Source organism: Janthinobacterium sp. PAMC25594, from assembly GCF_019443505.1.
Lineage (GTDB): Bacteria > Pseudomonadota > Gammaproteobacteria > Burkholderiales > Burkholderiaceae_D > Janthinobacterium.
The window spans coordinates 5,022,672-5,036,399 of record NZ_CP080377.1; the positions used below are offsets into that span (position 1 = coordinate 5,022,672).

11 protein-coding genes and 1 tRNA gene are annotated in these 13,728 nt (G+C 57.7%); 9 read left to right on the top strand and 3 right to left on the bottom strand.

The features are described 5' to 3' along the window. Positions 1–73 precede the first annotated feature (73 nt). Positions 74–1,135, bottom strand: coding sequence for a 3-deoxy-7-phosphoheptulonate synthase (locus KY494_RS22555; protein ID WP_219888307.1), 1,062 nt, complete (start codon positions 1,133–1,135; stop codon positions 74–76). 357 nt (positions 1,136–1,492) lie between these two features. Here KY494_RS22555 and ybiB point away from each other — a divergent pair, with 357 nt between their 5' ends. The 8 genes from ybiB to KY494_RS22595 all read left to right on the top strand — a co-directional run bounded on the left by ybiB (position 1,493) and on the right by KY494_RS22595 (position 10,356). After that, positions 1,493–2,485 carry a DNA-binding protein YbiB gene (ybiB, locus tag KY494_RS22560; RefSeq protein ID WP_219888308.1) on the top strand — a complete coding sequence of 331 codons (993 nt, stop codon included), beginning with the start codon at positions 1,493–1,495 and terminating at the stop codon, positions 2,483–2,485. Between the two features lie 56 nt (positions 2,486–2,541). After that, entirely contained in the window at positions 2,542–3,756 is a 1,215-nt protein-coding gene (locus KY494_RS22565; RefSeq protein WP_219888309.1) for an NAD(P)/FAD-dependent oxidoreductase, read from the top strand. A 150-nt stretch (positions 3,757–3,906) separates the two neighbouring features. After that, positions 3,907–4,512, top strand: coding sequence for an FxDxF family PEP-CTERM protein (locus KY494_RS22570; RefSeq protein WP_219888310.1), 606 nt, complete (start codon positions 3,907–3,909; stop codon positions 4,510–4,512). A gap of 155 nt (positions 4,513–4,667) precedes the next feature. After that, a complete protein-coding gene (gene rpsU, locus KY494_RS22575; protein ID WP_008451879.1) occupies positions 4,668–4,880 on the top strand; it encodes a 30S ribosomal protein S21 in 213 nt (70 codons plus the stop codon). Between the two features lie 201 nt (positions 4,881–5,081). After that, entirely contained in the window at positions 5,082–5,534 is a 453-nt protein-coding gene (locus tag KY494_RS22580) for a GatB/YqeY domain-containing protein (RefSeq protein ID WP_219888311.1), read from the top strand. Positions 5,535–5,664: 130 nt separating this feature from the next. Next, positions 5,665–7,461, top strand: a complete 1,797-nt coding sequence (gene dnaG / locus KY494_RS22585; RefSeq protein WP_096237713.1) for a DNA primase — start codon at positions 5,665–5,667, stop codon at positions 7,459–7,461. 464 nt (positions 7,462–7,925) lie between these two features. Further along, a complete protein-coding gene (rpoD, locus tag KY494_RS22590; protein WP_219888312.1) occupies positions 7,926–10,166 on the top strand; it encodes an RNA polymerase sigma factor RpoD in 2,241 nt (746 codons plus the stop codon). Positions 10,167–10,277: 111 nt separating this feature from the next. Continuing rightward, a tRNA-Ile gene (locus tag KY494_RS22595) sits at positions 10,278–10,356 on the top strand. A gap of 56 nt (positions 10,357–10,412) precedes the next feature. Here KY494_RS22595 and KY494_RS22600 read toward each other — a convergent pair. Together KY494_RS22600 and KY494_RS22605 are read right to left on the bottom strand one after the other, a co-directional pair. Further along, positions 10,413–11,453 carry a tyrosine-type recombinase/integrase gene (locus tag KY494_RS22600; RefSeq protein ID WP_258194370.1) on the bottom strand — a complete coding sequence of 347 codons (1,041 nt, stop codon included), beginning with the start codon at positions 11,451–11,453 and terminating at the stop codon, positions 10,413–10,415. Beyond that, positions 11,450–11,974, bottom strand: coding sequence for a hypothetical protein (locus KY494_RS22605; protein ID WP_219888313.1), 525 nt, complete (start codon positions 11,972–11,974; stop codon positions 11,450–11,452). Before KY494_RS22605 ends, KY494_RS22600 begins: the two co-directional genes overlap by 4 nt. Positions 11,975–12,324: 350 nt before the next feature. Here KY494_RS22605 and KY494_RS22610 point away from each other — a divergent pair, with 350 nt between their 5' ends. Continuing rightward, positions 12,325–13,722, top strand: a complete 1,398-nt coding sequence (locus KY494_RS22610) for a replication initiation factor domain-containing protein (RefSeq protein ID WP_258194371.1) — start codon at positions 12,325–12,327, stop codon at positions 13,720–13,722. The last annotated feature ends 6 nt before the right edge of the window (positions 13,723–13,728 follow it).

Sequence of the window (13,728 nt, forward strand, 5' to 3'; positions counted from 1 at the left end):
CTCGTGGTGGTGTCGGCTCAATTCGTAGGTCGGATTAGGCGCAAAGCGCCGTAATCCGACAACATCGCCGGCATTATTTTGGGCGGTTCAACAAATGCGCATGCGCATCGCGCAGCATGGTCGCCGTCGTGTCCCAGTCGATGCAGCCGTCGGTGACGGAGCAGCCGTAGGTCAGTTGCGACAGGTCTTGCGGGATCTTCTGGTTGCCGCTGACGATGTTCGATTCGATCATCACGCCCACCAGCGAGCGGTTGCCCTGGCGGATCTGGTTGACCACGTCGGCCATCACCAGTGGCTGCAGTTCCGGCTTTTTATAGCTGTTCGCGTGCGAGCAGTCGACCACCAGGTTGGCCGGCAGCTTGGCCTTGGCCAGTGCCTGTTCGGCGATGGCGATCGAGACCGAATCGTAGTTCGGACGACCGTCGCCGCCGCGCAGCACCACGTGGCCATACGCGTTGCCGCGCGTGCGCACGATGGCGACATTGCCTTCGGCGTTAATGCCCAGGAAGGAGTGCGGGTGCGCCGACGACAGGATCGCGTTCACCGCAATGCTGATGTCGCCATCGGTGCCGTTCTTGAAACCGACTGGCGTCGACAGGCCGGACGACATTTCACGGTGCGTCTGCGATTCGGTGGTGCGCGCGCCGATGGCGGTCCAGGCGATCAGGTCGCCCAGGTACTGCGGCGAGATCGGGTCCAGCGCTTCGGTGGCGGTAGGCATGCCCAGTTCGCACACGTCGAGCAGGAACTGGCGCGCCTTTTCCATGCCTTCGTTGACCTTGAACGAATCGTCCATGTACGGGTCGTTGATATAGCCTTTCCAGCCCGTGGTGGTACGCGGTTTTTCGAAATACACGCGCATCACCAGCAGCATCGTGTCCTTGACTTCCTCTTGCAGCGCTTTCAGGCGGCGCGCGTAATCGAGGCCGGCGACGGGATCGTGGATCGAGCACGGGCCGACGACGACGAACAGGCGCTGGTCCTTGCGGTCGATGATGTTGCGCAGCGCTTCGCGGCCGCGGCTGACGGTGTCGAAGGCACTCTCCGACAGCGGCAGTTTGGCGTGCAGTTCGGCCGGTGTCGGCATGGGCGCGAAGGAGGTGACGTTGATATTTTCGATGTCTGGCGTATTCATGATTCTGGCTCGGCTTTCGCTATTGCGTACTTTAAGAGGCAATAGTGTAGCGGAAATGCGGCCTGGCGGCGTGGCTGGCCGCCAAATGGCAGCGGATGAGTTGTTATTGTGGCAGGCTGGCCGCTTCCTAAGTAGGTCGTGGGAAATTATTATGAAGTTATGACAAACAGAACCGGATGCTCTGCAAGGCGCCCGCTGCGACGCAGTGCGAGCACTGCTAGCAGCGGGCAACGCCGCAGAGTGCCGGTTATGGAAGTCAGAAATCACAATAATTTATTACGCCCTACTTAGGTCACCACACCCCCGCTTCCGCTTGCCCGGCTGTTGCATCGGCGCCAATCCGTGTAAGCTGGCGCCATGACGACTGTTTCCATCTCCCATACCGATGTGGCCGGTGAGCCATTTCCAGCTGCACGTTTCATCAAAGAAATAGGACGCGGCAAGAACGGCGCGCGCAGCATGACGCGCATGGATGCCCGCGCCCTGTACCGCGCCATGCTTGAGGGCCGCGTGTCGGACCTGGAGTTGGGCGGCATTTTGTTGTCGATGCGCATCAAGGGTGAGTCCGTGGACGAGATCGCCGGTTTCCTCGACGCTGCCGAAGCCTCGTTCGCCCCGCTGGCCGCGCCGGCCGGTGAATTTGCCCCGATCATCATTCCCAGCTACAACGGCGCGCGCAAGATGGCCAATCTGACGGCCTTGCTGGCGCTGCTGCTGGCGCGTGCGGGCGCCCCCGTGCTCGTGCATGGCGTGACGAGCGACCCGGGCCGCATCACGACGGCCGAAGTGCTGGCCGCGCTGGGCGTGCCTGCCTCGCCCGATCATGCGCAAGCCGAGGCCGCCATGGCGCGCGGGGAAGTCGCCTTCCTGCCCATAGCATCACTGGCGCCGCGCCTGGCGTACATGCTGTCGCTGCGGCGCGTGCTGGGCGTGCGCAATTCCACGCATACCCTCGTAAAAATCATGCAGCCGTTCGCGGGGCCGGCCCTGCGCCTGGTGTCGTACACGCACCCGGAATACCTGGAAATGCTCGGTGAATATTTCCTGACCGCTTCTGATCCCGCGCGCGGCGACGCTTTCCTGATGCGCGGCACGGAAGGCGAGACGGTGGCCAATGCCAACAAGGCGCAGCAGATCGACTGGTTTCACGGGAGCGAGCGCACGGTGCTGGTGGAAAAGCAGTTGCTGGTGGAAGCGTTGCCACATTTGCCAGCCGAGCGCGACGCGGCCACCACGGCCGCCTGGATCGCCGCCGTGCTGCGCGGCGAGGTGCCCGTGCCGCCGTCGATCGCCGAGCAGGTGGAGCAATGCCTGATGGCATCGCGGCAGATTGCAGCACGGCCGCGCTAGCCGCGTCGCCGCAGTTTACAATGGCGTCTTTGTAATCAGCGGTGACCGGAATTCTTATGGCAAAACAATTTGATGTGGCAGTGATCGGCGCGGGCGCGGCCGGCATGATGTGTGCGGCTGTTGCCGCCCAGCAAGGCAAGCGCGTGGTGTTGATCGATCACGCGGCCAAGCTGGCCGAAAAGATCCGCATCTCGGGTGGTGGGCGGTGTAATTTCACGAATATTAACGCCACCCCGCAAAATTTCCTTTCGGAAAACCCGCATTTCTGCAAAAGCGCGCTGTCGCGCTACACGCCGCAGGATTTCCTCGCGCTGGTGAAAAAATACCGCATCGGCTACCACGAAAAGCACAAGGGCCAGCAATTCTGCAATGAATCGGCCGAGCAGATCATCGACATGCTCAAAGACGAGTGCGCCGCTGGCGGCGTGCACTGGCGCATGCCGTGCAAGATCGACAATGTTGTCCAGCAAGATGATGGCGGCTTCGTGCTGCAGACCGATGGCGGCGACATCGAGACGGCCAGCATCGTCATCGCCACGGGCGGCCTGTCGATCCCGAAGATCGGCGCCACGGATTTTGCCTACCGCATCGCCAAACAGTTCAATCTGATGATGGTCGAGCCGCGTCCGGCCCTGGTGCCGCTGACGTTCGATGCGGACAACTGGGCGCCGTTCGCGGAACTGTCCGGCATCGCGCTGGAAGTGGATGTGGAAACGGGCAGCCTGAAAGGCCGCAAGGCAACGGGTGCGCGTTTCCGCGAAGATTTGCTGTTTACCCATCGCGGCCTGTCCGGTCCGGCGATGTTGCAAATTTCCAGCTACTGGCTGCCGGGCGAGCCCATCGTCATCAATCTGCTGCCGGAAGTGGACGTGGCGCAGACCCTGATCGAAGGCAAGGGCACCCTGAAGAAGCAGCTGGGCAATATCGTCGCGCAATGGCTGCCGCAGCGCCTGGCGGACTGCTTGCTGGCCGTCAATGGTCTGGCGCCCGATGCGCGCATCGCCGACATGCCCGACGCGCAGCTGCGCAAGCTGGGGCAGGCCATCAATGCCTGGTCCATCGTGCCGAACGGTTCCGAAGGCTACCGCAAGGCCGAAGTGACACGGGGCGGCATCGACACGCGCGAGTTGTCGCAGCAGACCATGATGGCCAACAAGGTGCCGGGCCTGTATTTCATCGGCGAAGCGGTCGATGTGACGGGCTGGCTGGGCGGCTATAACTTCCAGTGGGCCTGGGCCTCGGGCGTGGCGGCAGGAATTGCCTTACAGTAATACTTGGTTGTTGCGTGGCCGCAGTTTGTGACCACAGGTGATAATTTTCTTGACTTCAATGAAACGGTGTTGAATACTTGGCATGTAAATTGACTTCCAGACATTTTCTGTGTCTGATGGCAATTAAATAAACATTACCCTGGAGTCATCATGAAACGCCTGATCGCCGCCGCTGCAGTTGCCTTGCTCAGCACCAGCGCCTTTGCCAGCACGCCCGTGCTGAGCAATGGCGGTTTTGAAAACAATACCGTCGGTGGCGGCTATGTCTATGGCGACGTGGCGCCGGGCTGGAGTTTCACCGGTGGCGCCGGCGTGTCGGCCAGCTACACGGCCTGGAATGGCGTGGCGCAGGAAGGCAACGCCTTTGCGTTCCTGCAAAACACGGCGTCGATCTCGCAAAGCTTCGTCAGCGCGGGCGCGGCCAATTACACCTTCGCCTTCAACCTGGCGCTGCGCCCTGGTTACGACCAGGGCCAGTCCGTGACGGTCAGCCTGGACGGCACGCAGCTGGGCCAGTATGGCGTGAGCAACACGGGCTGGACCAGCTTCAATGTGAATGCGCTCAATATCGGCGCAGGCAGCCATACCTTGAGCTTTGCCGGCACCAATCCGGGCAATGCCCGCGATACCTCGGCCTTCCTGGACGGCGTCAGCATGAATGTCAGCGCCGTGCCCGAACCCGGCACGTATGCCATGCTGCTGGCTGGCCTGGGTTTGCTGGGTTTCATGGCGCGCCGCCGCAAGATGGCCGTTTAAGCGATGCTGCCGTCCGGATGCGTGGTTTACGCCACAACCGGGCGGCAATCTCAGACGACAAGCCGCACGCAAGTGGGGGCGGGGCTTCCCTTTCCGAATAAAAGCTGCTACTATCTATCTCTTCCTATACACCACCTCAACGGTTTGAATTTTACATGACCACTATTCGCCTTAAAGAAAACGAGCCGTTCGAAGTCGCAATGCGTCGCTTCAAACGCACCATCGAAAAAACGGGTCTGCTGACCGAATTGCGCGCACGCGAATTCTACGAAAAGCCAACAGCTGAGCGCAAGCGCAAGCTGGCAGCTGCTGTAAAGCGTCATTACAAACGCATCCGCAGCCAACAACTGCCGAAAAAATTATTCTAAGACTGTTCAGTCAGAACCAACCCGGGTAGTTCGGCGCATTGTTCGCCACGGGTTTTGTTTTGATTCGCCTGGAGTGATACTTCAGATGAGTCGCATACCCGCTCCGGTTCGCCGCAGCGGGTTTTCGCTTTTGTGGCCGCCTGCTTAGCCTGCGCCCACGAGCATCGAGCCCCATTACCACTTACCAACACGAGGATTGCCATGAGCTTGAAAGAACAAATTACCGAAGACATGAAAAACGCCATGCGCGCCAAGGAAGCGGGCAAGCTGGGCACGATTCGCCTGTTGCTGGCGGAAATCAAGCGCAAGGAAGTCGACGAGCACATCGAATTGACGGATGCCCACGTGACGGCCATCGTGGAAAAAATGATCAAGCAGCGCAAGGATTCGATCACCCAGTTCGAAGCGGGTGGCCGTGCCGACCTGGCCGACATCGAAAAAGCCGAGCTGGTGCACCTGGCGGGCTACATGCCTGCCGGCCTGTCGGATGAAGAAGTGGCGGCTGAAGTGGCTGCCGCCGTGGCCGCCTCGGGCGCCGCCGGTCCGCAAGACATGGGCAAGGTCATGGCCATCGTCAAGCCGAAGCTGGCCGGTCGCGCCGACATGACGGTGGTTTCCGCCCTGGTCAAGAAAGCCCTGACGCCGGCAGCGTAAGCATGCAATAGTAGTAATCGGCTGCCGGCCCATGCTGGCAGCCGCTCAAATCGCCCACACGTTGACCTGGCTCAACCTCCGGCCACGTGCGGTAGTATAGTCTGACCTATAACAAGACCCGCCCTAGCCAGTGATACCTCAATCCTTCATTTCCGATTTGCTCAACCGCGTCGATATCGTCGATGTCGTGGGCCGCTATGTGCAACTGAAAAAAGGTGGCGCCAATTTCATGGGCTTGTGCCCGTTCCACAGTGAAAAATCGCCGAGCTTTACCGTCAGCCCCACCAAGCAGTTCTATCACTGCTTCGGCTGTGGCGCGCATGGCACCTCGATCGGCTTCCTGATCGAGTACTCGGGCATGGGCTTTGTCGATGCCGTCAAGGACCTGGCGCAGAACGTGGGCATGGTCGTGCCGGAAGCGGATGACAAGATCCCGCCGGCACAGCGCGCGCAGATCCAGGCGCAAAGCATGGCCCTGTCCGACGCCATGACGCAGGCCTGCGATTACTACCGTGGCCAGCTGCGCCACGCACCGGAAGCCATCGCCTACCTGAAGAACCGGGGCTTGACGGGCGAAGTGGCCGCTCGCTTCGGCATGGGTTTTGCGCCCGGCGGCTGGGACAATTTACGTTCCGTCTTCCCCGATTACGACGTGACGGCCCTGGCCGAGGCCGGTCTCGTGATCGACAAGGTCGATGAAGAGGGTAATAACCGCAAGCGCTACGACCGTTTCCGCGAGCGCATCATGTTTCCGATTCGAAATACCAAGGGCCAGGTCATCGCCTTTGGCGGCCGCGTGCTCGACCATGGTGAACCGAAATACCTGAACTCGCCGGAAACCCCCTTGTTTTCCAAGGGTTTCGAACTATATGGGCTGTTCGAGGCGCGCCAGGCCATCCGCGACGCCGGCTATGTGCTGGTGACGGAAGGTTACATGGACGTAGTGGCGCTGGCGCAGATGGGTTTCCCGCAAGCGGTGGCCACCCTGGGCACGGCGTGCACGCCCACCCATGTGCAAAAACTGCTGCGCCAGACCGATAACGTGATTTTCAGCTTCGACGGTGACAAGGCCGGCCGCCGCGCCGCGCGCCGCGCGCTGGAGGCGAGCCTGGCCCACGTGTCGGATAACAAGACGATCAAATTCCTGTTCTTGCCGTCGGAACATGATCCGGACAGCTATATCCGCGAATTCGGCACCGAAGGTTTTGAACAGCAAGTGCATGAAGCCATGCCGCTGTCGCAATTCTTGCTGAAAGAAGTGTCGGGCGAGCATGATCTGTCGGAACCGGAAGGGCGCGCCCGCGTGCAGTTCGACGCCAAGCCCCTGCTGCAACTGATGGCGCCGTCGTCCCTGCGCCTGCAGATCGTGCGTGGCCTGGCGCAGCTGACGCAATCCACGCCGGCCGAGATCGAAGCCCTGTTCGAGCTGGCGAAGCCCGTTGCCGTGGCGCGCCGCGCGCCGCCGAAATCGGGCCGCCCCGTGCCCGTGGGACTGGAATTGAAGATCATGCGCATGCTGGTGGCGCATCCGCCCCTGAGCCTGCGCATCGACGAGGCCGCCCTGACCGCTTTCCAGCACCTGGGGCCGGATGCGGCCCACAGCCTGGGGCAGCTGGTGGCTGTGGGCCAGGCGCTGGGCGAGCATGGCAGTTTTGCCGCGCTGGCGCAGCAATTGAAGGAGCTGGGCAGCGAATACGACGAGATCATCGGCGAGATCGCGGCCGGCACGGAATCCGATTACGACAGCGAATTGTCGTGGCTGGTGAGCACCATCCGCGAGATCAAATTGAATGCCTTGAAGGCGGAATTGCAGCAATTGTTTGCGTCGGGTTTGCCATCCGAGAAAATTGGTGTACGCTACCGCGAAATCACGCAGGAGCAAGGCGAGTTGGAGCGCGAACGCGATGCCGAGTTGGTGAATCGCTAATCTTGCTCTGAGGGTATGGCGCGCACTGGAAAAACATTTTTCGCGTGCTATAATTAAATGCTAAGTATTGTGTGCTTTGGCAAGCTAGTTCTGTTTCGTAAATAGTATTTGTTTTCAGTAAGTTAGGCTCTTGATCGGCGCGGTGGATCGTGTCGGCAGCCAGGGCCAACTGGCGTTTTCGGCGTTGCGGGCAAGGCTCGCAGACGCTGGCAAGCCGCGCCAGGCTCTCGCTCCCAACGCGGTCGATGCAGGAATTTTTGCCGAGGCGGCTGGCAACAGCCGGTGGACAGGAATTGCTGCGCTTCCCGCGGATCGTGGCCGATGAGGTGTAAGTAACGTAACAGTGTCGGATTTGCGTTGTCGGCAGGTTCGAAGATGGTGGTTCCCGCAGGTAGACAGGGAACTGGCAGCAAACTTTATCCTAATCCACCGTAAAGCAAGTCGTTGTGTAATCGAAAGCGCCTGTGCCAATCAAGAAACCCGAATCCAAAGCGGCTGCAAAGCCCACTAAAGTTACCACGAAAGCCGAAAAGGCGCTCGATCGGCCAGAAGCGCGCGTCACCAGCGCGCCCGTGGTCAGCCAGACCACCGACGCCGCCACTCTGGCGGCCATCGATACGTCCGGTTATGTCTTGCCGTCGGTAAAAGTGCCAGGCCGCCGCGGCCGCAAGCCAAAAGAATTCCAGCCAGAAAATGATGAAGTCGCCGCCCTGAACGCCGTCGAGCGGGCCGAACTGAAGGCCGTCGACAAGGCCAAGGCCAAAGACCGCAAGGCGAAAGAGCGCGCGCTGCTGAAAGACGCCTTCTCGTCCGATACGGAAGCGAGCGAGGAGGAACTCGAGCGCCGGCGCCAGAAACTCAAGACCCTGATCAAGTTCGGCAAGGAACGCGGTTTCCTGACCTACGCGGAAATCAACGATCACTTGCCCGAAAACATCGTCGATCCGGAAGCCATCGAAGGCATCATCGGTACCTTCAATGACATGGGCATCGCCGTCTACGAACACGCGCCTGATGCGGAAACGTTGTTGCTGTCCGATAACGTTGCCGTCGTCACCAGCGATGATGAGGCGGAAGCGGCGGCCGAGGCCGCATTGTCGACCGTCGACTCCGACTTTGGCCGCACCACCGACCCCGTGCGCATGTACATGCGCGAAATGGGCTCGGTCGAGCTGCTGACGCGCGAAGGCGAGATCGAGATTGCCAAGCGCATCGAAGATGGCTTGAAAGACATGATCCAGGCCATCTCGGCCTGTCCCGTGACGATTGCCGAAATCATCGCCGCCGCCGACCGCATCGCCAACGAAGAGATCAAGATCGACGAAATCGTCGACGGCCTCGTCGATGAAAGCGAACCGGTCGCCGCCGCTCCTGTCGTGGTCGCTCCCGTCGAAGAAGACGAGGAAGAAGGCGAAGCGGAAGAAGAGGAAGTCGAAGAAGAGGAAGAGGCGAACGCTTCTGGCGCTGCCGGCTTCTCCGCCGAGCAGCTGGAAACGCTGAAACGCACGGCGCTGGAAAAATTTGCCGTCATTTCGCAGCAGTTCGACAAGATGCGCCGCGCTTTCGAAAAGGAAGGCTACAACTCGAAGCCCTACGCCAAGGCGCAGGAAGCCATTTCGCAAGAGTTGCTGGGCATCCGCTTTACGGCCAAGGTGGTGGAAAAACTGTGCGACACCCTGCGCGGCCAGGTCGACGAAGTGCGCCATATCGAGAAACAGATCCTCGACGTGGCCGTGAACCGCTGCGGCATGCCGCGCGCCCACTTCATCAAGGTCTTCCCCGGCAATGAAACCAACCTCGACTGGGTCGATGGCGAAGTCAACGCAGGACACGCGTACAGCGCCATCCTGGGCCGCAACATTCCGACCGTCAAGGAACTGCAGCAGCGCCTGATCGACCTGCAGGCGCGCGTCGTGCTACCGCTGCCGGACTTGCGCAACATCAACCGCCAGATGGCGGCCGGTGAAATGAAAGCGCGCAAGGCCAAGCGCGAAATGACGGAGGCCAACTTGCGCCTGGTTATTTCGATCGCCAAGAAATACACGAACCGGGGCCTGCAATTCCTCGATTTGATCCAGGAAGGCAATATTGGCCTGATGAAGGCCGTCGACAAGTTCGAGTACCGCCGCGGCTACAAGTTCTCGACCTATGCGACTTGGTGGATTCGCCAGGCCATCACGCGCTCGATCGCCGACCAGGCGCGCACGATCCGCATTCCCGTGCACATGATCGAAACGATCAACAAGATGAACCGGATTTCCCGCCAGATCCTGCAGGAAACGGGCGCGGAACCCGATCCGGCCACCCTGGCGATCAAGATGGAAATGCCCGAGGACAAGATCCGCAAGATCATGAAAATCGCCAAGGAACCGATCTCGATGGAAACGCCGATCGGCGACGACGACGATTCCCACCTGGGCGACTTCATCGAGGACAACAATACGCTGGCGCCGGCCGACGCAGCGCTGCACGCGTCCATGCGGGGCGTGGTCAAGGACGTGCTCGATTCCCTGACGCCACGCGAAGCGAAAGTGCTGCGCATGCGTTTCGGCATCGAGATGTCCACCGACCATACGCTGGAAGAAGTGGGCAAGCAATTTGACGTGACGCGCGAGCGCATCCGCCAGATCGAAGCCAAGGCGCTGCGCAAGCTGCGCCACCCATCGCGCTCCGACAAGCTGAAAAGCTTCTTGGAAGGCAACTAGAAGCCAATAGGGCTTGACGTACGCCCCTGATACCCCTATCCTCGCGTGTCCGTTTCCAAAACGGCCGCGCGAGGCGGGCATCAACAGCGCCGCCACGCCGCAGTCCCCCTTGGGCCTCTAGCTCATGCTTGGTTAGAGCAGCGGACTCATAATCCGTTGGTGCCGTGTTCGACTCACGGGAGGCCCACCAGAATTTGCAGTAAAAACAAAGGGTTAGCTTCGCGCTAACCCTTTTTCATTTCTTCCCTACAAAGCACTGTCCACTTTTTGTCCATTACTTCTCCACTTCGTCAGTGGATTGAGTGCTCTTGCTTCATTCAGATGGTCCGGCGCCAGATGCGCATACCTCATGGTCATCGCCAATGAGCTGTGACCAAGTATCTTTTGCAGGACCAAGATGTTGCCGCCGTTGATCATAAAGTGGCTGGCAAAGGTATGCCGCATCACGTGTGTAGCCTGTCCCGCTGGAAGGATTATGCTTGTCCTGTCCAATGCTTCAATAAACGCTGAGTAAGCTGTACTGAAGAAGCGCTCGTCTCCAATTGTTGAAGAGTGTTTCTGATAGTGACCGTTAAGTTCTGCCTCAAGATGCGCATCAATCGGTACTGCTCTGACTTTTTTAGATTTTGTTAGCGCAAACTGAATCAGTCCATTTCGCACCTGTGGACGTCTCAGTGTTTCGGCCTCGCTCCACCTGGCACCAGTCGCCAGGCATACTTGCGAAATCATGTGCACGTGGTCGTTGCGACCCTTCTTAAGCTCAGCAAATAGCAAGTCGATCTGATCGTATGTGAGGAAGGACAGTTCTCGCTCCGGGATCTTAAATGACCTGACCTTTTGAAGCGGATTTTCTCCCTTCCATATGTCCAGCCGAGCGAGTTCATTGAACATGGCTTGCAGGTAACTCTTCTCCCTGTTCATGCTGCTTGCTGAAATACCCGCCTCAATACGAACTGCACGATACTGCGCAAATAGCTCCCCTGTCATTTTGTCTGCATAAGGGTTTCCCATTGCCTCTGCCATCTTCTTTAGGCGACTGTAGGTATCTTCGCCAGAGGACAGTTGGCGTCCATGCTGGTTGTGCCAAATTTCAATCAGTTCAAGAAGCCTACGAACGTCACGCTTTGCTGGTTGCCATCCGGGTGTTTGCGTAGCGTTTGTCTTCAGCCATGCCTCATACTCCAATGCTTCGCGTTTCGTATCAAAAGTCTTGCGATATCGCTTCCCGTTCGCGCCATCTGGCCGACTGTCGGCTATCCAGCCATCAGCTGTCTTACGCACAGTCATTCTGTGTAGCCGAAAAATTCTTTCATGAATTCTTCTTCTTCAAATTTGCGTAGGGATGCCTCTTGCTCGTTACGGATCGACTCTAGCGCTTCGACCTTTATCCTCAGTTTATTGAACTCCCTTACTTTGCGGTTGTTCTCGTCGTCCAAATTTTGATCAAGCTTGACTGTCTCTGCGAATTCGTTGTACCCGAACTTGTTGATGGCGATCCAGTTGCCGAGTTCTTGTTGAGCTAAGAACAAGTCCCTAGCTGCGCTCCTCGTTCGAATGTGTTTATTCAAGCCAGGAGCATGATGCCCATGCATGGGATCGTCATTGCCTGTTGCTAGCCAAAAAGCATATTCAGGCCAAGCGGTTGATACCGCTTCAATCATCTCGCCGCTAGGAGAGCCACTCCGGTTCCACCAACTTCGCCATGTCCCGCTTGTTATCTCGGTAGCAGCTTCAAGCTCTTTGAATTTTTTTGCTTCAGATGTGACGTGGCCGATGAGGTGCTTCAGGCGTTCGGTAATTTTTGACATTGAAATCCTTGACATTTTTCTCAAATGAAACTATTGTGCGTAGCAATTGACACGAATAGTAGTGCCAAACGGCATGATTGAGCGTGCAGTGAAGATTATCCATTAAAACATCTTTGTTGAGCAGGGAATTAGCATATGGGCAGCATCCCGAACATTCAGAATCTGGCGCCAATGACCGTGGCTTTTTGTCCCGTAATGGATCGTCGACAGTTTGCACAAGTGGTTGGGCTTACCTTAGACACTGTAGAAGCGATGGTCGCGCGAGGGTATCTTCCTTGCATAAAGATCGGTAAGCGGTCACTGATCAATATTGCGCTCCTTCAGCAAAGATGTGTTGAGGCTCAGTTCTCATGAGCACAAAGTTCAGCAATTTTGATGCGTCTGTGCAGGCATACATTGATGCTTCTGGTCGGTCTTCGGCTCGAAATTTGAAATCCGGATTACCTGGCGTCGGCGAACCTTCTCCTGGTCGCGCTGACCGTGCCGACAGCGCGCCAGCGCTGCCGGTGCGGAGCAGCGCGAGTGCCGAAAACGCCCAGTTAGTGCCGCAAATAGCGCATGTAAGCGCCGCAGAATATTGCCCCTTTAATAACATGGGGAAAAACCTAGTGGGCGCCCAACCTGAGCACTGGGAAAGCGTTTGTGAGGAAGATTTTGGTGAGGTGGAACTGGTGCTGACTGGGAAGGGGGAAACCAAGACCTTGCTGGTCCGTCTTCCGTCATCAGCTCAGTGCTGCGTGATTGACTGGTTAAATTTCACAGTATCAGAAGACACGTGGTCAAAGACAGCAGGACGAACACTAATTACCGATGAAGAGTATGTCGAAGAGGCCAGTCGCCAACTTGAGAAAATTTTTGGTTTCGGCGTTACCACGCATAGAGGTATGAAGTTGAACTGGTATGCCGATTCGTGGGTCCTGGGCGATGGCATGGGTTTTGTCTGCTTCGGAAAGCAAAACCGGACCATGTTGATCATGCTATCAGGACAAGGCTGCACGAATGCACTTGCAGACTGGGAAAAGCGTCTTTATGAATTTATAACTCAAGTGGCCATCCGGCCCTCGATTTCTCGAATCGACCTCGCACATGACGACTTTGACGGCTCGTACTTGTCGGTGGATTGGGCTTACCAGCAATGGAGAGATGGCGGCTGTAGCTTCAAAAAAGGCGGTCGTCCGCCTGAAATTCAGAAGCTTGGCAACTGGGATCGCCCTAGTGGAAAAGGGCGGACGCTGACCATTGGTCAACGTGTGTCATCTAAGTTTTGTCGCTTCTATGAAAAAGGTAAAAAAGAAGGCGATAAGGAATCGAGTTGGTGTCGCTGTGAAGTGGAGTTCAAGAACACCAATACCGTTATTAACCCACTGATTTTGCTAAATCCTAGCAAATTTTTCGTCGGCGCATATCCATGCTTTACCGCCTTCCGTACTACGGAAACGCCAGAACGTATGGCGGTAAAAGCTCGTGCACAGCACATTACTGTCGATGATTCGATTGCGATCACAAAACGTCAATTTGGCAAATACATTCGCGTGTTTCGTGCCTTATTTGGTGATCTGGAGACGCTTGACCTGATCACTAACAAAGACGAAAACGCATTTCCTAAGCGTATGAAACCGTTCCTGAGTTTTCACGATTCAGGGCCTGTCCCGATCCATAAGCAGGCAAAACCAGTCGTTTCAGATTTCGCTCATTTTCCATCTAGCCCCCCATTTTTTGGCCTCAATGGGGAACGGGCTCGTCTGTAGGCCGTC